We start from the raw sequence: 20760 nt of genomic DNA on the forward strand, positions 1-20760 counted from the left end.
GCCACACTTCGTGCGGCCCAGGTCCCTGAGATGAAAGCCTGCTCAGGATCCTTTCGCGGCGCAAACCCCGAGGGGTTTGCCTGGGCGGCGCGCAGGAGGCGCCGGCTACTCCGCGAGTTCGGGGATCACCCAGAGCGGCTTCTCGCCCCGCGCCACCCGCTGGCAATTGTCGAAGGCGTTGCGGAAGCGGGCCTGCTGGTTGTCCCAGGTGGGGCCGGCGAAATGCGGCGTCAGCGCCACGTTCTTCAGCGCGAAGAGCGGGTTGTCGGCCGGCGGCGGCTCCTGGTCGAAGACGTCGAGGCCGGCGCCGGCGATCCGCCCTTCCTGCAGCGCGGCGATCAGCGCCGGCTCGTCCACGACCGGGCCGCGGCAGGTGTTGATGAGGTAGGCGGAAGACTTCATCTGCGCGAGCTCCGCCGCGCCGATCATGTGCTTCGAGGCCGGGGTCAGCGGCACGTGCAGCGAGACGATATCGGAAGTGCGCAGGATCTCCCCGAGCAGCTTAAAGCGGACGGAGAGCGCATCCTCCTCCGCCTCCGAGACCCGGCGGATGTCGTAGTAGTGCACCCGCATGCCGAAGGCATTGGCCAGCCGCGCCACCTTCTTGCCGATGGCGCCCAGCCCGACGATGCCGAGCGTCTTGTCGCGCAGCTCATAGAGCTTCGTGCCGGCGAGGTCGTTGCCGCGCCAGCGGCCGGACGCCACGCTCTCATGCTGCCAGACCAGGCGGCGGGCGACCGCCATCATCAGCAGGATCGCATGCTCCGACACCGCCGTGCTGTTGGCGCCGCCATTGTTGCAGACCGGGATGCCGGCGCCCCGCGCCGCCTCGATATCCACCGTGTCGTAGCCGGCCGAGAGGAGCTGGTAGAGCTTCAGCTTCGGCGCGCGGCGGAAGAAGCCAGAGTCGATGCTGCGGTTGCCGAAGCCGACGAGGAAGTCGGCGCCGGGCAGGGCGGCCTCGAATTCCGGGCTGCCGAGGGCGGCGACCACCAGCTCCATGCCGGCGGGCGCCAGCTCCCGCGCGATCTCCATGGCGGAGAGCGGGTTGTCCATCATCAGGATGCGCGGGGCCATGGTCGTTTCCTCCTGTGCCTGGCCACCGTCATGGACGGGCCGGGCGGGGCCGGCAAGCCCTTCCGCCCCGGCGCCGGCCGGGGCAGGATCGGCGGATGGAAGGCGACACGCTCACGATCCTCTCCACCCTCGGCGTCATGGAGGCGATGCGCGCGCTCGGCCCGGGCTTCGAGGCCGAGGCGGGCCTGCGGCTCGCGGCCGACTACGCGCCGACGAAGAGCCTGCTCGGCCGCATCGCGGCGGGGGAGGCGGCGGACCTCGCCTTCCTCACCGCCGACGCGGTGGACGACCTCATGGCAAGCGGCACCTTGCGGCCGGGCAGCCGGACCGACCTCGCGCGCTCCTTCGTCGGCGTCGCGGTGCGGGCGGGCGCGCCGCGGCCGGACATTGCCTCGGCCGAGGCCTTCGTGCGCACGCTGCTTGCGGCGAAGTCCATCGCCTATTCCCGCGCCGGGGCCAGCGGCATCTTCTTCGCCGGGCTCATCAAGCGGCTCGGCATCGAGGCCGAGGTGAACGCCAAGGCCACCATCATCCCGGAGGGGCTGACGGGGGCGCTCGCCGCGCGCGGCGAGGCGGAGATCGCGATCCAGCAGGTGAGCGAGCTGATGGCGGTGCCGGGGATCGACATCCTCGGCCGGCTGCCCGGGGAGATCGCCGGCATCACCACCTTCTCCGGCGCCATCTTCGCCGCGACGGCGCGCGCGGAGCAGGCCCGAGCGCTGCTCGCCTTCCTGACCCGGCCCGCCCACCGCGCGGTCTTCGCGGAGGGCGGGCTCGAGCCGGTCTTCTGAGCTCGGCTGGTCCTCAGAACTCCAGCAGGTTGTCGCGGAACATCGCATGGCCATAGGCGCGGCGCGCGAGGCCCCGGCGCTGCAGCGCCGGCACCAGCCCGTCCGCGACCTCGGCGATGGTGCGCCGGCTGACATCGGACATGGAGATCAGGAAGCCGTCGCCGCCGACCTCCTCCATCGTCTCGGCCATCTGCGCCGCCACCGCATCCGGCGTGCCAACCAGCTCGACCGAGCCACTGCTGCCGCGATAGGCCAGCAGCGCCTCCCGCAGCGGCCGCTTGCCCGCGACCCGCTTGAAGTCGTCCAGGGACTGCTGGTGGCCGTTGGTGCGCAGGTCCAGCGTATCCACCGGCGCGTCGAGGTCGTACTTCGTGAAGTCGATATTGGTGATCTTGCCGAAGAAGGCGAGGAGCTGCGGCACCTGCTGCTCCGCCCGCGCCTTGCGGGCGGCGAGGCGAGCGCGCGCCTCGTCCTCGGTCTCGCCCAGGCAGGGGTTCACGAGGTAGAGCAGCTTCACATGGTCCGGGTTGCGCCCGGCCGCCGCGGCGCGGGCGCGGACATCCTCGCGATAGGCCTTCATCGCGCCGGTGCCCTTCATGCTGGCGACGATGGTATCGGCATAGGTGGCGGCGAATTGCCTGCCGCGCGGGCTGCCGCCGGCCTGGGCGATCACCGGTCGCCCCTGCGGGCAGGGGCCGGAATTGAGCGGCCCATGGGTGCGGAACCAGCGTCCCTCGAAATCCACCGCGCGCACCTTGGTGTGGTCCACCAGCACGCCGCTCGCCTCGTCGGCGGTGATCGCGCCCGGCTCCCAGGAGTCCCAGAGGCCGTTGACCACCTGCATGTATTCGTCGGCCATGTCGTAGCGCAGGTCGTGCTCCGGCAGGCGGTCGAGGCCGTAGTTGCGCGCCGCGACGTCGCTGCTGCCGGTGACCATGTTCCAGCCGATGCGCCCCGAACTGACCTGGTCCAGCGAGGCGATCATCCGCGCCAGCAGATAGGGCGGGTGGGTGAAGGTGGCGAAGGTCGGCACGATGCCGATGCGCTTGGTTGCCGCCGCCATCAGCGTCGCGGTGATCGCCGGGTCCTGCCGCGGCACCGCCAGCCCGTGCTTCAGGTAGAGCTCGGTCGAGCCGCCATAGCTCTCCCCGACATAGGAGCTGTCCTCGATCAGGATGTAGTCGAAGCAGGCGCGCTCCAGCGCGCGGGCCATGTCGCAGAAGAGGTCCGGGACCATCCAGTCGCGGCCGATGGCGCCCGTCCAGGGCTCCGCCCAGGCCTGCACCGAGGATCCCTGCAGGAACCAGCCGAGATGGAAGGGCCTGGGCATGCATCCGCTCCGCGATAGGAATGCGCGGAGGCTAGCACGGCGCGTGCCAGCGGCACGCGTTCATGGCGCGCGGGATCAGCCGCGCTGCGGCGGCGGGTCGAACGCGAAGGGCCGCTCGGTGAGCGCGGCCCAGTCATAGGGGTTGGCCTCGGGGAAGCTGGCGAGCGGGCGGTCCGTCTCGCCCGAGGCGTCGCGCCGCGCGTCGTCCCAGCCCTCGGCGATCGCCTCGGCCAGGCTGGCCTTCAGGCTCGGGTTCTTCCGCAGCACCGTCTGCACGTGCCTGCGCTGGGTGGCGATGGTGTTGGCCCAGCGCCGCCCGCGGCGCTCCGGCTGGTGGTCCCATTGGAGCATGTGGGCCATGAGCACCCGCAGCGTGCCCTCCAGCCTGTCGTATTGGGACTCCGCAACGTCATCCAGCGCCTCGGCGATGTTCGCCGCATCCACCTCCGGGAGCCGCCCGGCCCGCAGCAGCGCCGCCTGCTCGCGCGCCCAGGCATGCAGGTCCTGCCGGTTGCCGGTCCGCGCCGGCGCCCTGGTCCCGGCGGGAAGGTCCATGCGCCCATCCTCCTGCGGCCAGCACAGGGCACCCGCGCGGCGGGTCGCCAGCCTCAGCCCGGCATCACCCGCGCCAGCACCGCCAGCAGCCGCGCCCGGTCCACCGGCTTGGCCAGGTGGTCGTCCATGCCGGCGGCGCGGGCGGCGGCGATGTCCTCGGCCCGGATATCGCCGGTCAGCGCGATGATCGGCACCCGGCCCGCCGGCCCGGGCAGGGCGCGGATCGCCGCGGCCACCTCATGCCCGTCCATGCCCGGCATGTGCACATCCAGCAGCACCGCATCCGGCGGCGGCCCGGCGGCGAGGGCGGCCAGCGCGGCGGGCCCATCCGCCGCCTCCTCCACCACATGCCCCTCCGGCACCAGCAGGGCGCGGATCAGCAGGCGGTTGGGGCGGACATCGTCCACCACCAGCAGCCGCAGCGGCCGCGCGGCCGTCTTCTCCCCGATCGTCATCGCCCCCCGGCCTGTCCCCGCCCGCGCCGCCGCGACCCTATCCGGGCGGCGCGGCGGCGTCAGCCCCGCCGCGCCGCGTCCGGCCAGAAGCGCACGCCGCCGCGCGCCAGCCCACCGCCGAGGCCGATGGCGGTGCCGTCCGCCCGCCAGCAGGCCGTGCCCTCCAGCAACCCGTCGGCGCCGAAGCCGACGGCACACATCCCGCCCGCGACATGCGGCAGCGCCACCACCTCGTGCCCCATGGCCTGCAGCGCCGTCCGCGTATCCGGCGAGAGGCCCGCCTCCACCTCCAGGGCCTGCCCCTGCGTCCAGATCCGCGGCGCCTCCACCGCCTCCTGCAGGCGCATCCCATGGTCGAGGAGCGCGATCAGCGCCTGCATGGCCGAGCCGAAGATGCGCAAGCCCCCGGGCAGGCCGAGCGCGACGATGGGCCTGCCGTCCCGCAGCGCGATCAGCGGCGCCTGGCTGGTGGTGATGCGCTTGCCCGGCGCGATGGAGAGCGCATGGCCCGGCCGCGGGTCGAAGAGCGCCATGTAGTTGTTCGGGATCAGCCCGACCTCCGGCACCAGGAAGCGCGCACCGAAGAGGCTGTTGATGGTATGCGTCGCGCAGAGGATGCCGCCCGCCGCATCGGCGACGGTCAGGTGCGTGGTATTGGGGCTCTCGCCCGCCGCCGGCACGCCGGCGCTCCAGGCCCGGGCGCGGCCGCGGTCGATCAGCGCGCGCCGCTCCGCCGCATAGGCCTTGGACAACAGGCGATCCACGGGGACCGACACGAAATCCGGGTCGGCGGTCGCCGCGGCGCGGTCGGCGAAGGCGATCTTCAGCGCCTCCGCGATCAGGTGGCAGGTCTCCGGCGTGCCGTAGCCGAGGGCGCGGAGGTCGAAGCCCTCCAGGATGTTCAGCATCTGGATGACATGCACGCCGCCCGAGGCGGGCGGTGGCGGCCCCACCACTTCCACGCCGCGATAGGTCCCGCGCACCGGCGCGCGCGCGACGAGGCGCGCGTCGCGCAGGTCGGCCTCGCCCAGCAGCCCGCCGCGGCGGGCGATGTCGGCCGCGACCGCGGCGCCCACCGCGCCGCCATGCAGCGCGCCCGGGCCCTCCCGCGCGATGGTGGCGAGCGTCTCCGCCTGGCCGGGGATCAGCAGCCGCTCGCCGGCGGCGATCGGCGCGCCGCCCGGCAGCAGCACGGCGGCGATCGCCGGGTCGCGCGCCAGGTCCGGCGCGGCCTCGGCGACGCATTCCGCGAGATAGGGCGTGACGCGGAAGCCGCGCGCGGCGAGGCGGATGGCGGGCGCCATGACATCGGCGAGGGGCAGCGTCCCATGCGCCCGCAGCGCCTCGCACCAGGCCAGCAGGTTGCCCGGCACCGCGACGGCGCGCGCGCCGACCGCGTTCTCCCGCCCGACCGTCTCGAGCGCCGCCGGCCAGTCCTGGCTGACGGGCCTGTACATGTCGGGCCGCCCCGCGGCGGGCACGGTCGAGAGCCCGTCGAGCACCCTGTGCGTCCCGTCGGGCAGCCGCAGATGCGCCATGCCGCCGCCGAGCAGCCCGACCATCATCGGCTCGACCACCGTCAGCGCGAAGAGCGCGGCGACGCCGGCATCCACCGCATTGCCGCCCTCGGCCAGCATCTCCGCGCCGGCGGCGGAAGCGAGGGGATGGTTGGTGACGACCATGCCGCGCGAGCCCGTGGCCGGGCGCTTCTCCGGCGCGAAGACGGTCCCGGCGCGGCTGCGCCAATCCCCTGCGGTCATGCGGCCATTCCCCCTTGCGGCGCCGCGAGCCTCGCGCCGCGGGCGGGGGCGCGCAAGGCCAGGGCGGATGCGGTAGGCTCCGGCGACCGCGCCGGAGCCCCGCCCATGCCCGCCATCGCCCTCGATCCCGCGACCGACATCCTCGGCATCATCGACGTGCAGCCCACCTTCATGCCGGGCGGGGAGTTGCCGGTGGCGGAGGGCGAGGCGGTGGTGCCGGTGATCAACCGGCTGCTCGCCGGGCCCTTCGCGCATGCCTTCGCCACGCAGGACTGGCACCCCGCCGGGCATTCCTCCTTCGCCTCCGCCCATCCCGGGCAGGAGCCCTTCGCGGTGGTGGAGATGCCCTATGGCCCGCAGGTGCTCTGGCCCGACCACGGCCTGCAGGGCAGCGCCAATGCCGCGCTGCACCCGGGGCTCGACCAGGCGCGGATCGAGCTGGTGCTGCGCAAGGGCTTCCGGCCGGCGCTCGACAGCTACTCCGCCTTCTTCGAGAACGACCGGCGCACCGCCACCGGCCTGCATGGCTGGCTGCAGGCGCGGGGCATCCGGCGGCTCTTCCTCTCCGGCCTCGCCACCGACTACTGCGTGGCCTGGTCGGCCGAGGATGCGGCGCGGCTCGGCTACCAGGTCTTCGTCATCGAGGATGCCTGCCGCGGCATCGGGTTGCCGGCGCCGGAGGGCGGCACGACCATCGACGCCGCGACGCGGCGGCTGGCTGCCTTGGGCGTGCGCATCGTCGCGAGCGGCGACTTCGCCTGACCGCCGCGCCGCCCCGGGGCGGCGGCCCCGCGGGCAGCCCGCCTGCGATACGGCGGTTGCGCCGCGGCCGCGATCTGGGACGATGGGCCGCAAGCCGGGCCCGGACCGGAGCCCGCGGGAGGACAACGCGCATGGAACGCCACTATGGCTGGGTCATCGTCGCCATCGGGGCGCTGATGGGCTGCATCGGCATGGGGTCGATGTTCTCCCTCGCCGTCTTCCTCGACCCCATCGCCACGGATACGGGCTGGTCGCGCGCCGGGATCTCGGCCTCCATGACGGTCGCCTTCCTCGCCATGGGGCTCGGCGCCTTCGCCTGGGGCTGGGTCAGCGACCGGCACGGCCCGCGCATCGTCGGCCTCGCCGGCGGGCTGCTGCTCGGCACCGGGCTGGTGCTGGCCAGCCGGGCGCAGAGCCTGCTGGCCTTCCAGCTTGCCTATGGCCTCTTCCTCGGCGCCGCGGTCGGCGCCTTCTTCGCGCCCATGATGGCGGCCGCCAGCGCCTGGTTCGACCGCCACCGCGCGCTCGCCGTCTCGCTCGTCTCCGCCGGGCTCGGCATGGCGCCGGTCGTCGTCGCGCCCTTCGCGCAATGGCTGCTCTCCGGCCATGACTGGCGCACCGCGCAGCTCGTCATCGGGCTGCTCGCCTGGGCCATCCTGCTGCCGGCGGCGCTGCTGCTGCGTCGCCCGCCGGTGATGGCCGCGGCCCCCGCCGGGGCGGGCGCGCCGGCGGCCCACGGCTTCACCGCGCGGGAGGCGCTGGGCAGCCGGCAATTCGTGGTGCTGGCCGCGACCTTCTTCGCCTGCTGCCTCGCCCATGCCGGGCCGATCTTCCATGTCGTGAGCTACGGCATGGTCTGCGGCCTCTCGGCGCTGGCCGCCGTCAGCGTCTACAGCCTGCAGGGGCTGGCGGGGCTCGGCGGGCGCCTGCTGCTCGGCGTGCTGGCCGACCGGCACGGCGCCAAGCCGGTGCTTACGGCTGGGCTGCTGCTGCAGGCGCTGGCGATCGGCGCCTTCCTGCCGGCGCGCAGCCTCGGCGAGTTCTATGCCGTCGCCGCGGTCTTCGGCCTGGCCTATGGCGGCGTCATGCCGCTCTACGCCGTGCTGGCGCGCGACTATTTCGGGCCGCGCATCATGGGGACGGTCTTCGGCGCGGCGACCATGGTCTCCTGCCTCGGCATGGCGGCCGGACCGGCGGTGGGCGGCTGGATCTTCGATCGTTTCGGCAGCTACGCCGGGATGCACCTGAGCTCGCTCGCGGTCGGGTTCGGGGCGGTGGCGATCGCGCTCGCCTTCCCGCCGCTGCCGCGGCTGCGGGAGAAGCGGCTCGAGCCGGCCTGAGCGGAGGCTTCGGGGTTCGCGCCGCAACAAGGCCCTGAGCGGGGTTCCATCCCAGGGGTCTGGGCCGCACGACGGGTGGCCCGATCCGCGAAAGCCTGCTTGGGGCCGGGCGGCGGTGGCCGGGTGGCCGCATCCGGGCCGGCGTTTCAACCTTGGCATCGGCCCGGCGTGGCCATGGCCGCCTACCGATCCCAATAGGGAGGATCGCCGAAGGCGGCCCGCAGGTCCGCGACGAGCGCGCGCAGCTTCGCCGAGGCGCGGCGCCCCTCCGGATGGGCAACATAGATGAATTCGGCCTCCGCCATGGCGCCGAGTTCGATGACCCGGAGCGCGCCCGCCTTCAGCGCGGCGCCGGCGATGAAGGTCGGGAGCAGCGCGATGCCGAGCCCGGCGACCGCGGCATCCCGCATCATGTCGCCGTTGTTGACGCACAAGGCCGGCCTGCTGCGCACGATCCTCGTCCCGCCCGGCCCGACGAAGCGCCAGTCCGCATGGCTGCGGTTGGTGTAGAAGATGCCCCTGTGCCCCTCCAGCGCCTCGATGGAGGGCGGGGCGCCCTCGCGTTCGAGGTAGGCGGGCGAGGCGACGAGGACGCGGCGACTCTGCGCGAGCCTCCAGACCGTCAGGCGGGTGTCGTCGATCGGCCCGTGCCGCACCACGGCATCATAGCCGTCGGCCGCAGCATCGACGCGGCGGTCGTCGAGATCGAGCGTCAGTTCCAGGGCGGGGTGGCGGCCGAGGAAGGGATACAGCGCCGGGCCGAGATGCAGGCGGCCGAAGGTCACGGGCGCCGCGATCCGCAGGGGGCCCTGCAATCGGCTGCGCCGCTCGGCGATGGTCGCCGCCGCCTCCTCGACGTCGTGCAGGATGCGCGATGCCTGGTCGAGGAAGGTGGCGCCATCCTCCGTCAGCGACAGCTTCCGGGTGCTGCGGTGGAGGAGGGGCGCGCCGAGGCTCCGCTCGAGTTCGGCCAGCCGCTCGCTGACCACCGATTTCGACAGCCGCAGGCGCCGCGCGGCCTCGCTGATGGAACCGGCTTCGGCAATCGCGACGAAGGCGGAGATACCTTCCAGGCGCATCACGTTCGGAATTCCCGGAAGCCTGTTCTGCGAATGAAAGGCTATTCGGAACGACGGCCGGACTCCAGATCTGTCCTCGACCGACGCCGTCGCCCTCGGACGCGGGCGGCCCGCGTCGCGGCAGGAGATCGGCAGTATGCGCAGCCTGGCATTCGGACTTCTCGCCGCCCTGGCCATGGCCGGGCCGGCGGCGGCGCAGCCGCGGCCCTTCCCGCCCGACTTCCGCACGGAGGAGGTGCCGGCCGAGGGCGCGACGCTGCATCTGCGCGTCGGCGGCACGGGGCCGGCGGTCGTCCTGCTGCACGGCTTCGGCGACACGGGCGACATGTGGGCGCCGCTCGCGGCCGACCTGGCGCGGGACCACCGGGTCGTGATCCCCGACCTGCGCGGCATGGGGCTCTCGTCGCGCCCGGCCGGCGGCTACGACAAATGGACCCAGGCCGGCGACATCCGCGCAGTGCTGCAGCATCTCGGCATCGGGCGGGCGACCGTCATCGGCCACGACATCGGCACCATGGTGGCCTTCGCCTATGCGGCACGCTACCGCGCCGATACCGAGCGGCTCGTCGTCATGGACGCGCCGGTCCCGGGCATCCCGCCCTGGAACGACATCGTGCGGGACCCGCGACTCTGGCATTTCGACTTCGGCGGGCCGGACATGGAGCGGCTCGTCGCCGGGCGCGAGCGGATCTACCTCGACCGCTTCTGGAACGAATTCGCGGCGGATCCCGCCCGCTTCGACGAGGGGTCCCGGCAGCACTACGCGGCGCTCTACGCCCGGCCCGGCGCCATGCACGCCGCCTTCGCGCAGTTCCTGGCATTTCGGCAGGATGCCGAGCGGAATGCGGGCGTGATCGCCGAGAAGCTCGCCATCCCGGTCCTGGCCATCGGCGGGGCAAGATCATTCGGTGCGACGGAGGCCGTTGTCATGCGGAACGCCGCGGCCGAGGTGACGCAGGTGGTCATCCCGGATGCCGGCCATTGGCTCATGGAAGAGCAGCCGGTGGCGACGATCGCGGCCATCCGCGCGTTCCTCCCGGCATCGCCCTGATGTCCCGGCCGGGGCGGAGCGGGGACCTGCGCCGGGCCGCCGTGCCCTCAGAAGGCCCGGCTCAGTCCCGCCAGCACGGTCCGCCGCAGCCCGAATTGCGGCGCCCCGACGCCGATCCCGGTGCCATCGCGCAACTGGTAGATCGTGTCGAAGGCATTCAGCAGGTCCAGCCGCACCGTCCAGGTCCCCTTGTCCGGCCCGGTGAAATCCTGCGCCACGCCGACGTTGAAGGTCGCGTAGGATGCCAGCTTCTCCGAATTGGCGAAGCCGCGCCGCAGCCCGTTGCCGTAGAGCATGGAGGCCGAGAGCCGGCCGCCCTCCCAGCCCTTCCACACCGCGCCGGCCGAGCCGGTGACGAGCTGGTCGTGGTCCGTCCGCACATACTTGCCGCTGATATAGGCGAGTTCCTCCGGATCGAAGGTGAACTGCGCCGAGCGGATGTCGCGGCCGGCGGAGCGGCTGAGGGCGAGGTTGCCGTAGACCAGCCAGCGCTCGCTCCGCCAATTGCCGCTGAATTCCACGCCGTAGATCCGGCCGCGGCGGTAGTTGAAGGGCGTGAAGATCAGCGCATTGCCGAACTGCCCGAAGTCGAGCAGGTCGTGGACGTCCTTGTAATAGGCATCGGCGCCGAGGGTCAGGTTCTCCCCGAGCCTCTGCGACACGCCGAGGTCGAAGCGGTGCGCGCGCTCCGGCCGCACCGGGTCGTTCAGCGTATTGGCCGGCGCGCCGGTCGTGCCCTCGAAGCGCGCCAGCGTCGCGTTCGGCACCAGCTCGAATTGCGGCGGCGTGAAGGTGCGGGCATAGCCGGCATGGACCGTCGTGCTCTCCGTCGCGCGCCAGACCAGGTTGGCGCGCGGGGAAACCTGGCCCGCCGTCACGTATTCCACCATCTGGTCCCAGCGCAGGCCGAGGTTGAGCGTCAGGCGGTCGGTGAGGCGCCACTCGTCCTGGAGATAACTGCCATAGAGCCAGCCGGTGCGGCCGAAGCGGTCGGTCAGCGTCAGCGGATCGTCGAAGGCGAGGCCATCGGCGCCGAGCGGCAGGACGGTGGTGGCGCTGCGGAAGCGCGCGCGCTCCCCGGTCACCTGGAACCCCGCCCTCAGCGTGTGCTCCTCGGCAAGGCGCCAGGTCGCATCGGTCTGCAGGCCGGCGCCGAGGCTGCCGCGATAGACGTCCGAGGCGACGCCGTTGAAAACCATCTCGCCCGGGATGCTCGGGACATAGTGGATGGAAGAGGAGCGGATGAAGGGCGCGACCTGTAGGTCGACACTCCCAAAACTCTTCTGCAGCGCCGCCGTGCCGTACCAGGTGCGCTCCCATTGCCGGGCGCGTAGCGCGCTGCTGTCGAAGTCCGAGACGCCATAGGCGGTGAACTTCGGCTCCAGCCCACGCTGGGTCGGGATGTTGAAGCGGTTCAGCGAGGTGCCGGCGATCAGCGAGAGGCGCGTCGTGTCGTCGAGCTGCCGCGCGGCATAGCCGAGGCCGCGGAGCTGCTGCGTCCCGCCATTGATCGCCTGCCAGGAGCTGGTCGGGTTCTCGATCCCCTGCTCGCTGCGGAGGAAGGTGCCGCTGGCGAAGACATCCCAGCCGCCGAGGATCCCCGCCCAATTGGCATAGGGCTGGACCGTCCCGCGCGAGCCGCCCTGCAGGCCCAGGGCGCCGCCCGGGTCACGCGTGCCGCTGCGCGTCTCGAGCTCGATCACCGCATTGGTGCGGAAGCCGTACTGCGCCGGCAGGGCGCCGGTCAGGACCGAGACGCTGCGGAGACTCCGGGCATCGAAGACCTGGCCGAAGCCTGACAGCCCCTCGGGCAGCGCGACGCCGTTGAGGCGGTATTGCAGGTTGCGGTGCTCGCCGCGGATATGGATCTCACCGAAGCTGTCCTGCACCACGCCCGGCGTCTGCAGCAGCACCTGGTTCAGCGGCTGCGCGCCGCCGCCGGGCAGCGCCTCGATGGTCGCGCGGTCCACCCGCGTCTCGCGGCTGCCGAGGCTGGTGGGGATCTCCTGCCGCGCCTCGGCGGCGCGCGGCGCCGCGACCACCACTTCGGGCAGTTCCGCCTCCACCGGCGCCTGCGCGGCCGCGGGCAGCGCGAGGGGGAGGGCGGCGAGGGCGGGCAGGAGGCGGCGCGGCATGCGGGGAATGTTATGATATAACGTCTCATCCAGGCAACCCGCCTCGGCCCGGGCGGCGGCTACCAGGGCAGCGCGAAGACCCGGCCCTGCCGCGCCAGCGGCGCCGCATCGCCCCCGGCCGCGCCGATCGCGCCCCAGAGCGAGACCGCGACGCTGTCGAGCACCGGGATGCCGAGTTCCGCCTCCAGCTCCGGGGCAATGCGGCCGCCGCGGAAGTTCGTGCAGTGGATGGCGATCGCCTCCGGCCTCGCCGCCGCCACCTCCCGCACCAGCCGCGCCACCGTCGCTTCGGCATGCTCGGCGAAGCTGAAATTGCCGGGATCCTCGAGGTGCCGCTCGGCGATGCAGTCGAGGCCCTCCTCCGCCCAGCGCGCCGCGATTGCCTGCTGCACCTCCGCCAGATAGGGCGTGACCAGGCCGATCCGCCGCGCGCCGAGGGCGGCGAAGGCGCGCATCAGCGCCAGGGTCGCGGTGGTCGCCGGGATGCCGGTGCGGGCGGTGATCGCCCCGCACAGCGCCCGGTCCTGTTGCAGGCCGAGCCAGGAGCCGCTGGTGCCGTTCCAGCAGATCGCCTGCACCTTCGCATCCGCCAGCAGCTCCGCCGCCGCCAGGACGGGGGAGAGGTCGAACTGCGCGCGGGACCCCTCGCCGAGGTCGATCGCCACCACCCGGAAGCGGGCGAAATGCGCTGTCATGCCCGGCGTCCCCGCCAGCATCGCCGCCGTCAGCGGCTCCAGCACGGTGTTGGAGGAAGGGGTGAGCATGCCGAGGCGGAGCGCGTGCGTCATGCCGCCTTCTCGGCGGCGGCCATGCCGCGGTCAATGCCGGGCGATGTGTGGCGCGTCACATCCGCAAGCGGTTCGGTTCGTACATGATATACGCTTGATCCCGCACCGCGGAGGCCGACCCATGCCGAGCCAGACCCGAAGCCGCCGCCGGCCCCGCCGCGCCCTGCTCGCCCTGGCGCTGCTGCTCCCGGCCCTGGCGGCGCGGGCCGAGGCGGTGCCGGACCCCGAGGCGGCGGCCACCGAGATCGTCCGGATCGGTGCCGCGGAGGTCGCGCTGCTGACCCTGCCGGCGCCGTCCCGCCCCGGCCCGCGCCGTCCGGTCGTCCTGCTGCTGCCGGATGCCGACGGCGCCGGCACGCGCGCCGCGGTCTATGGCCAGCGTCTGCTCGACAACGGCCTCGCGGTGCTCGAGCCCCAGTTCGGCGGCAACGAACCGGACGGCACAGCGCCCATGACGCCGCTCGCCACCCGCCTGCCGCTCGCCCTCGGCGCCGTCGCGGCCGACCCGCGGCTCGATCCCGCGCGCGTCGCGGTGGTCGGGCTGGGGGAGGGGGCGCGGGCCGCGCTGCTCGGCCTGGGCGGCGAGGCGGCGCCGGCCGCGCTCGCGCTGCTCTATCCCGGTTGCGACACGGCGCTTACCGCCGCGGCGCGGCGGGTGACGGGCGCCCCGAAGGTGCTGATCCTGCATGGCGACGAGGACCCGGCCAACGACGCCGCCGCCTGCGCCGCCCTGGCCGGCGCCTTCCCGGCGCAGCAGGCGGTGCGCCAGCGCGTGCTGACCGGCGCCAGCTATGGCTGGGACGCCTTCGGCCTGGTGCGGCCGGGCGGGGTGACGCTGCTGGCGCATCCGGCCGACCCGGCCAGGCGCGCCTGGTCGCAACCGGACGAACGGACGACGATCGTCGCGGCGGACCGGGTGCTGGGCTTCGTGCTGGCGGCGCTCGGCGGGCCGTAGGGCAGGGGCGCCGCCCCTGCACCCCGCCGGGCCAAGGCCTGGCCCGGACCCCGCCCCGGGTTGCGCCGGTGGAGAGGCCCAGCGCAGGCAAGGGGCAGCCAGTTCCGGCTTGGTGTCAACGCCTCCCGGCCGGTATCCTCCCGGCGCAGGGACCTGCGCCTGGATCAGGCCACCCGGGCAGCGGGCCGTCGCCCGCGTCGCGGCGTTGGGGCGGACAGGTCGCAGTGCAGGACGGCGATGAACGGTTCCGACCGGACCGAGGGGAGGCTGGCGGAGGTGCAGGCCCGCCTCCGCCGGACGGCGCAGCGCCTGGCGGCGTCCCAGAGGCGGATCGTCGCAAGCGAGGCGGTGATCGCCGGCACCAGGATGCTGATCAGCCATGTCGAGCAGATGGAAGCCGAGGCTATGTCAGGGATCATCCATGCAGACGCCAGGAACGATACGGAGACGGACTGGACCAGAGCCGAGATCGGACGGCAGCAGGCGGAACTGCGGCGCGAGACGGAATCCCGGCGGCAGGCGACCGCCGAAGGCGATCGGGCGACGGCCGAGGACCAGCGGACCATCGCCGAGGAAGGCCGCCAGTCCGCCGAGGACCTCCGCTCGGTGGCCGAGGAGGCCCGCGCCGCGGCGGAGGAGGTCCGCTCGGCCCGGGAGGAGGTGCGGGCGGTGCGGGAGGAGACGCGCCGCCTCGCCGAGGAGGTCCGGATCCTCGCCGAGGCGAGCCGTGTCGAGGCCGAAAGGCTGCGGGCCGAGGCCGAGGAGGGGCGCGAGGCGCTGCGGCAGCAGCGCGAGATCCTCGAGGAGGCGCGCCGGACCGCTTGGGAATCGAAGGGCGGCCGGGTCGCCGACCTGTGACGTCCGCGGCGCCCGGCGATCCGCCTGCGGCGGCCGGCACGACGCGGCGGCCACCCGTGCCGGGCGATGCGGACCCCGGGCCCGGCCATCCGGCGCTCCGCGGCCTTCCGGTCGGGGACCGGCGCCCGGCGCCCGGCGCCCACCGCGCATGGCCAGCGGGCGGCAACAGCTTGATGTGGGCCCGGCCGGCCCGATAACAACCGGATAACAATTGACGCAGGCGACGCCTGAGCGGACCCGCCAGTTCGGCGTAATTCGCGCGTCCGAACAAGGGTCTGGACCGGTCGAGGCGAGCCACGGCGACCGTCGACCGGTCCGGGCGGGATGGACGTACCGCGGCCACCCTTTGCCGGCCGCCACGTTGTGTGGCGCCGGGGTAACAGGTGCCCCGCCGAGGCGAGGATCTTCACGTATGATGGCCATCTCCGATCTGGTGACCGCTGCGATCGGCAAACCCGTCGCCCGGGCGGCCCGCGCTGCCCGCCAGGCGCTTGAACGCCTGACGCCGGAGGCCCCGGGCGCCGTCACGCCGCGTCCGGCACGCAAATCGAAAGGGTGGCGCAGGCACCTCCGCGGGGTGAAGGCCCGCGAGCGGGCCCCCCGGGGCTGATGCAGGCCGCCGGACAGGGGTGCCTGTCGCGGTGAGGCGAATGCGGCGGTCCTGGCGGCTGCCCCGCGGGCGGGACCCATACATCCGGCGCGCGCATGGCATGCTCTCTGCCTGCCCGCGATGTGCGCAACGCCTGCCGTTCCAGGCTCGCGCTCACCAGGGGCCGACCGCGGTCCCTGACCGGCGGCCCCTACCTCGAAGAGGTCAGGATCCAGGCAGGACGGCACGGCCGCGCCCGGCTCCCGGCGCTGTCAGGCGCCCCGGCTGCAGCGCCAACGGGCCGACCAACCCGACAGGGCGGTGGCAGGCAGCGGACGGCCGACGGCGAAGCCCTGGGCGAAGTGCACGCCGAGGGCGCGCAGCTCGCGCCAGATGCGCTGGTCGGAGACGCCTTCGGCCACCACCGCCTGCCCCCGCTGCGCGGCGCGCCGGGCCAGCCGCCGCACCTCCTGCCGGCTCTGCGCCTCGGTTGGCAGGCGCTGCACCAGCGAGCGGTCGAGCTTCAGGCCCGCGAAGGGCAGGCGGTGCAGGCGCTCCCGCCCGTCGCCCGGGATCACGTCGTCCAGCAGCACCCGGTAGCCGGCCCGGCGCAGCCGCAGCAGCCTGCGATGCAGCCGGGCGAGGTCGCGGACCGGCGTCGTCTCGGTCAGTTCCAGGGCGACCTGGCGCGGCGCGAGGCCGCCATGCCAGAGCGCCCGGCCGAGCCAGCTCTGCAGGTCGCCTTCCAGCATCAACTCCAGCGGCAGGTTCAGCGACACGCCCAGCCGCAGGCGCGGCCAGAGGCGTGCCATGTCGCTGACGGCGTGCCCCGCCACGATGATCGAGAGGCTGCGGGCCAAGCCCTCGCGCTCCGCGAGCGGAACGAAGGAATCGGGCGGCACCGGCGCCTCGGCCCGGTGCCAGCGGGCCAGCGCCTCCACCATCACGGGCCGCCGGTCGGCAAGGCGGACGACCGGCTGGTAGTGGACGCTGATCTCGCCGCGGGCGAGACCCTCCCGCAGCGCGCTCGCGCTGCCGTCGGCGGCCGCCGGTTGCGGCGGAGGCGCGGCCAGGGCCTGGACGAGTTGCCCGGGCTCGTGCGCCACCAGGGCGGCAAGCCGCGGCACCGGCATCGGCGCCGGCCCGACCAGGATGAGCGCGGTGCGCGTGGCGGGCTCGGTCAGGGTGGCCAGCATGCCGGGCCAGGCGGCGCCGGCCGCGGCCGGATCGCAGACCAGATGGCCCGGGCCGGTCCCGGGACCGGCCAGCCGCGCCAGTGCCTCGGTCCCCGAAAGCACGGTGCGGGCCGGCAGCCCGAGCCGCGCCGAGGCGGCATGCGCGGCGGCGATCACCTCCGGATCCCGGGCCAGCACGATGACCTGCCTGCTCTGCGCTGCGGCGGCGCCCGACCCATGCACGGTATCAATCCGGTAAAGTTGCCAGGACATATACCCCGTTCCAGCCTGCGTCCGACAGCAGCAAAATGCAGGCAGGCTTTCTTTTTGAGAGGGCGCCCGGTCCGGGGGTACAACCGTCCGTCAGTAACGCTCAGGCAGCGGTGCCGGATCGATAGTCTCCGGCATCACTCCTGGCGGCTCGTCCAGGGATCCGTCGCCCAGCGCTCCGACAGTTCGGCCAGCCTGCGGCGGAGCATCGGCTCCCAGGCGGTCGGGCCGATGAAGCGGGGGATATAGCCCTGCGCCTGGGCCTGGGCGGCGAATTCCGGGTCCGCCACCACCGCGCGCAGCGCCTGCAGCAGCGGCTGCAGCGGCGCCGCCTCGGTCCCGGCCGGGACGGCGAAGCCGCGATGCGCGGCGAGGCGCAGCGGGATGCCCTGCTCGAGGAAGGTCGGCACCTCGGGCAGCAGGTCGCTCCGCTGTTCCTGCGCCAGGGCGAGTCCGGCCAGCCGCCCGTCCCGCAGGGCCGCGATGGCGTCCGGCACCGCGAGCAGCGCGGCGGCGATATTGCCGGCCAGCACCGCCTGCCGCGCCGCGGCGGCATTGGGGAAGGAAAGCAGCCCCATCGGCAGGGCGCGGCCGAGCGCGATGCCGGCGAGCTGCGCCGCGCTGCCATGCGGCGGCGTGCCCAGCACCGCCTGCGGCCCGAGGGCGCGGAGCGCGTCCAGGTCGTCCGTGGTGCCGGCCAGCCCGACCAGCACCAGGGGCTCCTCGGCGACGGCGGCGACGAAGGCGAGGCGGTCGAGCAGCGCCTCGGCCCGTGCCGCGACCGCGCGGGCGAGCAGCAGCGGCGTGCCGACCGCGCCGATCAGCCTGGCATCGGCCGGCGCCGCGGCGATGCTCCGGGCGGCGGCGAGCCCGCCCTCGCCCGGGCGGTTGACGACCGCGACCATGGCCCGCGGCCAGTGCCGTTCGAGGAAGGGCGCGAAGCCGCGCGCCCAGCTATCGGCGCCGCTGCCGGGTGGCGCGCCGACCAGCAGGGTGACCGGCCCCGGCTGCGCCGCGGCGAGGCCGGGCCGCAGCAGCCCGAGGGCGGCGGCGCCGAGCGCACGGCGGCCGGGTCCGGCCCGCGGCGCACCCGTCACCGCGGCGCCTCAGACGCCGACGGGCGCGCCCGCCTTGGCCGGGGCGGGCGGCGTCGGCTCGCCGCGCCGCAGCCGATCCTTGCCGGTGAAGAGCACGATCGGCGCGGCGATGAAGACCGAGGAGGAGGCGCTGACGACGATGCCGAACAGCATCACCCAGGCGAAGCCCGAGAGCGTCTCGCCGCCGAAGAGCGCCAGCGGCACCGCCGAGAGCAGCAGCGTCATGGAGGTGCCGAGCGAGCGGTTCAGCGTCTCGTTGATGCTCTGATCGACCAGTTGCCGCAACGGCATCTGCTTGTACTTGCGCAGGTTCTCCCGCATGCGGTCGAAGACCACCACCTTGTCGTTGGCCGAGAAGCCGATGACGGTGAGGATGGCGGCGACCGTGGTCAGGTTGAACTCGACGCCGAACAGCACCATGAAGCCGACGGTCTTGGTGGTGTCGAGGATCAGCGTGACGATGGCGGCGATGGCGAACTGCCACTCGAAGCGGAACCAGATATAGACCAGCATCGCCAGCAGGCTGAGGCCGAGCGCCAGCAGGCCGCCGATGAAGAGCTCGTCCGAGACCCGGTTGCCCACCGCCTCGACCCGCAGGATGCGGGTGCCGGGCGTCACCTGCTCCAGCGCGCCGCGCACGGCATTCACCGCGGTCTGGGTGCCGGCCTCGTCGCCCTGGACGGGCAGGCGGACCAGCACGGTGTCGGGCGCGCCGAATTCCTGCATGCCGACATCGCCGAGGCCGAGCCCGGCGACGGCGGCGCGGAGCCGGCCGAGATCGGCCGCCTCGGGCGTGCGGACCTCCATGGTGATGCCGCCCTTGAAGTCGATGCCCTTGTCGAGCCCGGGATAGAAGGCGCCGATCAGGGAGGCGGTCGACAGCAGCGCCGAAGTCAGCAGGCCGATCCGCGCGCCGCGCATGAAGGGGATGTGCGTCACGTCCGGCACCAGCCGGAAGAGCGGGCGCGCCAGCCGCCCGATCAGGCCCTGGCCGCCTTCCAGCACCGGCAGGTCCCGCGGCCGCTTCGCCCGGTACCACCAGGAGACCATGAGCCGGACCAGCGTCGTCGCCGTCCACATCTGCACGACCGTGCCGATCGCGACCGTGACGGCGAAGCCCTTCACCGGCCCGCTGCCGAAGCCGTAGAGACAGGCCATGGCGATCAGGTTCGTCAGGTTCGAATCCATGATCGTGCCGGAGGCCTTGGTGAAGCCCGCCTCGAGCGCCGAGAGCGCCGGGCGGCCGTTCTTCACCTCCTCGCGGATGCGCTCGTTGATCAGGATATTGGCGTCGAGCGCGGTGCCGAGGGTCAGCACGATGCCGGCGATGCCCGGCAGGGTCAGCGTCGCCTCCAGCAGCGACAGCGCCGCCAGCATCAGCATGATGTTGACCAGCAGCGCGATGTCGGCGAGCCAGCCGAAGAAGCCGTAGGCGAGGCCCATGTAGAGGAAGACGAAGAGCGCCCCGGCGGCGAGCGCGAGCACGCCGGCGCGGATGGCATCCGCCCCGAGCTCCGGCCCGACCGTCCGCTCCTCGACGACCGTCAGCGGCGCGGGCAGGGCGCCGGCGCGCAGCAGCACCGCCAGCTCGTTGGCGGACTTGGCGTTGAAATTGCCGCTGATCTGGCCGCGGCCGCCGGTGATGGGCTCGCGGATCACCGGGGCGGTGATGACCTTCTCGTCGAGGACGATGGCGAAGGGCCGGCCGGTATTGGCGCGGGTGACGTCGGCGAAGCGCCGCGTGCCGATCGAGTCGAAGGTGAAGTTCACCACCCAGTCGCCGTTGCGGCCGTCCTGGCCGGCCCGGGCATCGGTCAGGTTGGCGCCGTCCACCTCGACGCGCCGGCGCACCGCATAGTGCTCGGTCTGGCCGGTGCGGCTCTCGCCGGTGAGGAACATGACGCCGGGCGGGGGCGTCGGCGCGGTCGGGTTCGCCGTCTCGTCCAGCAGGTGGAAGGTCATGCGGGCGGTCTTGCCCAGCAGGTCCTTGATCCGGTTCGGGTCCTCGACGCCGGGCAATTGCACCAGGATGCGGTTCTGGCCCTGCCGGGCGATCAAGGCCTCGGCCACGCCGGTCTCGTCGATGCGGCGCCGGACGATCTCGATGGACTGCTCGACCGCGCCGGTCGCCTTGCCGCGCAGCCCGGCCTCGGTCAGCGTTGCGGTCACGGTGCCATCGGGCGCCGAGGTCACCTCGATATCCGGGGCGCTGGTGCCGAGCCCGGTCGGGACCTGGTTCGCCAGCTCGCGCATCTGGGCGACCGCGGCCGGGGCCTGCGCCGCGTCGCGCACCCGGAAGCCGACGCGGCGATTGGCCGGGTCGGCGGCGAGGTTCACATAGCCGATATTCTGCTGCCTGAGGCGGGTGCGGGCGCCATCCGCGAGGCTTTCCAGCCGTTCCCGCACGACGGCGTTCATGTCCACCTCAAGCAGGAGGTAGGACCCGCCGCGGAGGTCGAGGCCGAGCGAGAACTGCCGGGCCCAGGCGGGCAGCGCGGATTTCGGGAAGAAATTCGGGACGCAGACCAGCGCCCCCAGCAGGATGACCGCGAGGATGGCGGCGGTCTTCCAGCGCGCGAAGAACATCATGGCGCGATACGGCCCATGGAGCAGGTCACCCTTCGGGGGCGGACCCCCTGGCAAAACAGGCCGGGAATGTGACGACGGGGGGGCGGCGATGCAAGCCTGGGGCG

18 protein-coding genes are annotated in these 20760 nt (G+C 73.5%); 7 read left to right on the forward strand and 11 right to left on the reverse strand.

Going from position 1 to position 20760, the window contains the following annotated elements; all coding sequences use genetic code 11:
* Nucleotides 1–105: 105 nt before the first annotated feature.
* Nucleotides 106–1077 carry a 2-hydroxyacid dehydrogenase gene (locus tag Q7A36_RS00125; RefSeq protein WP_305101600.1) on the reverse strand — a complete coding sequence of 324 codons (972 nt, stop codon included), beginning with the start codon at nt 1075–1077 and terminating at the stop codon, nt 106–108.
* A gap of 95 nt (nt 1078–1172) precedes the next feature.
* Here Q7A36_RS00125 and Q7A36_RS00130 point away from each other — a divergent pair, with 95 nt between their 5' ends.
* Nucleotides 1173–1868, forward strand: a complete 696-nt coding sequence (locus tag Q7A36_RS00130; RefSeq protein ID WP_305101601.1) for a substrate-binding domain-containing protein — start codon at nt 1173–1175, stop codon at nt 1866–1868.
* A gap of 13 nt (nt 1869–1881) precedes the next feature.
* Here the strand turns inward: Q7A36_RS00130 and Q7A36_RS00135 are convergent, their stop codons facing one another.
* From Q7A36_RS00135 to ggt, 4 genes are all read right to left on the reverse strand, one after another.
* A complete protein-coding gene (locus tag Q7A36_RS00135; protein WP_305101602.1) occupies nt 1882–3198 on the reverse strand; it encodes an NtaA/DmoA family FMN-dependent monooxygenase in 1317 nt (438 codons plus the stop codon).
* Between the two features lie 75 nt (nt 3199–3273).
* Nucleotides 3274–3753 (reverse strand): DUF29 domain-containing protein, encoded by a 480-nt coding sequence (locus tag Q7A36_RS00140; protein ID WP_305101603.1) that lies wholly within the window; start codon nt 3751–3753, stop codon nt 3274–3276.
* Between the two features lie 53 nt (nt 3754–3806).
* On the reverse strand, nt 3807–4208 hold the full coding sequence (locus Q7A36_RS00145; protein ID WP_305101604.1) for a response regulator: 402 nt from the start codon (nt 4206–4208) through the stop codon (nt 3807–3809).
* A 59-nt stretch (nt 4209–4267) separates the two neighbouring features.
* Nucleotides 4268–5968, reverse strand: a complete 1701-nt coding sequence (ggt, locus tag Q7A36_RS00150) for a gamma-glutamyltransferase (RefSeq protein ID WP_305101605.1) — start codon at nt 5966–5968, stop codon at nt 4268–4270.
* A gap of 105 nt (nt 5969–6073) precedes the next feature.
* On the opposite strand from ggt, the gene pncA reads away from it, so the two are divergent.
* Nucleotides 6074–6730, forward strand: coding sequence for a bifunctional nicotinamidase/pyrazinamidase (gene pncA, locus Q7A36_RS00155; protein ID WP_305101606.1), 657 nt, complete (start codon nt 6074–6076; stop codon nt 6728–6730).
* A 131-nt stretch (nt 6731–6861) separates the two neighbouring features.
* On the forward strand, nt 6862–8070 hold the full coding sequence (locus Q7A36_RS00160) for an MFS transporter (protein ID WP_305101607.1): 1209 nt from the start codon (nt 6862–6864) through the stop codon (nt 8068–8070).
* Nucleotides 8071–8252: 182 nt separating this feature from the next.
* Here Q7A36_RS00160 and Q7A36_RS00165 read toward each other — a convergent pair whose 3' ends face one another.
* The gene (locus tag Q7A36_RS00165) at nt 8253–9149 is read right to left on the reverse strand and encodes a LysR family transcriptional regulator (RefSeq protein ID WP_305101608.1); all 897 of its coding nucleotides are present in this window, start codon (nt 9147–9149) and stop codon (nt 8253–8255) included.
* A gap of 136 nt (nt 9150–9285) precedes the next feature.
* Between Q7A36_RS00165 and Q7A36_RS00170 the strand changes: the two genes are divergently transcribed.
* Nucleotides 9286–10200, forward strand: coding sequence for an alpha/beta fold hydrolase (locus tag Q7A36_RS00170; protein ID WP_305101609.1), 915 nt, complete (start codon nt 9286–9288; stop codon nt 10198–10200).
* Between the two features lie 47 nt (nt 10201–10247).
* Here the strand turns inward: Q7A36_RS00170 and Q7A36_RS00175 are convergent, their stop codons facing one another.
* Entirely contained in the window at nt 10248–12335 is a 2088-nt protein-coding gene (locus Q7A36_RS00175; protein WP_305101610.1) for a TonB-dependent receptor, read from the reverse strand.
* A 59-nt stretch (nt 12336–12394) separates the two neighbouring features.
* Complete coding sequence (locus Q7A36_RS00180) at nt 12395–13123, reverse strand: maleate cis-trans isomerase family protein (protein WP_305101611.1); 729 nt, start codon at nt 13121–13123, stop codon at nt 12395–12397.
* A 121-nt stretch (nt 13124–13244) separates the two neighbouring features.
* Between Q7A36_RS00180 and Q7A36_RS00185 the strand changes: the two genes are divergently transcribed.
* The 3 genes from Q7A36_RS00185 to Q7A36_RS00195 all read left to right on the forward strand — a co-directional run bounded on the left by Q7A36_RS00185 (nt 13245) and on the right by Q7A36_RS00195 (nt 15546).
* The gene (locus tag Q7A36_RS00185; RefSeq protein WP_305101612.1) at nt 13245–14078 is read left to right on the forward strand and encodes a dienelactone hydrolase family protein; all 834 of its coding nucleotides are present in this window, start codon (nt 13245–13247) and stop codon (nt 14076–14078) included.
* A 237-nt stretch (nt 14079–14315) separates the two neighbouring features.
* Nucleotides 14316–14936, forward strand: a complete 621-nt coding sequence (locus Q7A36_RS00190; protein ID WP_305101613.1) for a hypothetical protein — start codon at nt 14316–14318, stop codon at nt 14934–14936.
* A gap of 412 nt (nt 14937–15348) precedes the next feature.
* Nucleotides 15349–15546: a hypothetical protein gene (locus tag Q7A36_RS00195; RefSeq protein WP_305101614.1), complete on the forward strand. Its 198-nt coding sequence runs from the start codon at nt 15349–15351 to the stop codon at nt 15544–15546.
* A gap of 251 nt (nt 15547–15797) precedes the next feature.
* Here the strand turns inward: Q7A36_RS00195 and Q7A36_RS00200 are convergent, their stop codons facing one another.
* The 3 genes from Q7A36_RS00200 to secD all read right to left on the reverse strand — a co-directional run bounded on the left by Q7A36_RS00200 (nt 15798) and on the right by secD (nt 20656).
* Nucleotides 15798–16973: an EAL domain-containing protein gene (locus tag Q7A36_RS00200; protein ID WP_305101615.1), complete on the reverse strand. Its 1176-nt coding sequence runs from the start codon at nt 16971–16973 to the stop codon at nt 15798–15800.
* 134 nt (nt 16974–17107) lie between these two features.
* Nucleotides 17108–18067, reverse strand: a complete 960-nt coding sequence (locus Q7A36_RS00205; protein WP_305101616.1) for a tripartite tricarboxylate transporter substrate-binding protein — start codon at nt 18065–18067, stop codon at nt 17108–17110.
* A gap of 9 nt (nt 18068–18076) precedes the next feature.
* The gene (secD, locus tag Q7A36_RS00210; RefSeq protein WP_305101617.1) at nt 18077–20656 is read right to left on the reverse strand and encodes a protein translocase subunit SecD; all 2580 of its coding nucleotides are present in this window, start codon (nt 20654–20656) and stop codon (nt 18077–18079) included.
* Nucleotides 20657–20760: the final 104 nt, after the last annotated feature.

This window comes from Paracraurococcus lichenis (genome assembly GCF_030657435.1).
In the GTDB taxonomy this organism is placed as follows: domain Bacteria; phylum Pseudomonadota; class Alphaproteobacteria; order Acetobacterales; family Acetobacteraceae; genus Paracraurococcus; species Paracraurococcus lichenis.

Bases quoted from the DNA above. Each gene is read 5' to 3' on its own strand.
- Q7A36_RS00165 (WP_305101608.1), bottom strand. From the start codon at position 9,149: ATGCGCCTGGAAGGTATCTCCGCCTTCGTCGCGATTGCCGAAGCCGGT.
- Q7A36_RS00195 (WP_305101614.1), top strand. From the start codon at position 15,349: ATGATGGCCATCTCCGATCTGGTGACCGCTGCGATCGGCAAACCCGTC.
- Q7A36_RS00160 (WP_305101607.1), top strand. From the start codon at position 6,862: ATGGAACGCCACTATGGCTGGGTCATCGTCGCCATCGGGGCGCTGATG.
- Q7A36_RS00135 (WP_305101602.1), bottom strand. From the start codon at position 3,198: ATGCCCAGGCCCTTCCATCTCGGCTGGTTCCTGCAGGGATCCTCGGTG.
- ggt (WP_305101605.1), bottom strand. From the start codon at position 5,968: ATGACCGCAGGGGATTGGCGCAGCCGCGCCGGGACCGTCTTCGCGCCG.
- Q7A36_RS00130 (WP_305101601.1), top strand. From the start codon at position 1,173: ATGGAAGGCGACACGCTCACGATCCTCTCCACCCTCGGCGTCATGGAG.
- Q7A36_RS00170 (WP_305101609.1), top strand. From the start codon at position 9,286: ATGCGCAGCCTGGCATTCGGACTTCTCGCCGCCCTGGCCATGGCCGGG.
- Q7A36_RS00125 (WP_305101600.1), bottom strand. From the start codon at position 1,077: ATGGCCCCGCGCATCCTGATGATGGACAACCCGCTCTCCGCCATGGAG.
- Q7A36_RS00200 (WP_305101615.1), bottom strand. From the start codon at position 16,973: ATGTCCTGGCAACTTTACCGGATTGATACCGTGCATGGGTCGGGCGCC.
- pncA (WP_305101606.1), top strand. From the start codon at position 6,074: ATGCCCGCCATCGCCCTCGATCCCGCGACCGACATCCTCGGCATCATC.
- Q7A36_RS00175 (WP_305101610.1), bottom strand. From the start codon at position 12,335: ATGCCGCGCCGCCTCCTGCCCGCCCTCGCCGCCCTCCCCCTCGCGCTG.
- Q7A36_RS00185 (WP_305101612.1), top strand. From the start codon at position 13,245: ATGCCGAGCCAGACCCGAAGCCGCCGCCGGCCCCGCCGCGCCCTGCTC.
- Q7A36_RS00190 (WP_305101613.1), top strand. From the start codon at position 14,316: ATGAACGGTTCCGACCGGACCGAGGGGAGGCTGGCGGAGGTGCAGGCC.
- secD (WP_305101617.1), bottom strand. From the start codon at position 20,656: ATGATGTTCTTCGCGCGCTGGAAGACCGCCGCCATCCTCGCGGTCATC.
- Q7A36_RS00145 (WP_305101604.1), bottom strand. From the start codon at position 4,208: ATGACGATCGGGGAGAAGACGGCCGCGCGGCCGCTGCGGCTGCTGGTG.
- Q7A36_RS00180 (WP_305101611.1), bottom strand. From the start codon at position 13,123: ATGACGCACGCGCTCCGCCTCGGCATGCTCACCCCTTCCTCCAACACC.
- Q7A36_RS00140 (WP_305101603.1), bottom strand. From the start codon at position 3,753: ATGGACCTTCCCGCCGGGACCAGGGCGCCGGCGCGGACCGGCAACCGG.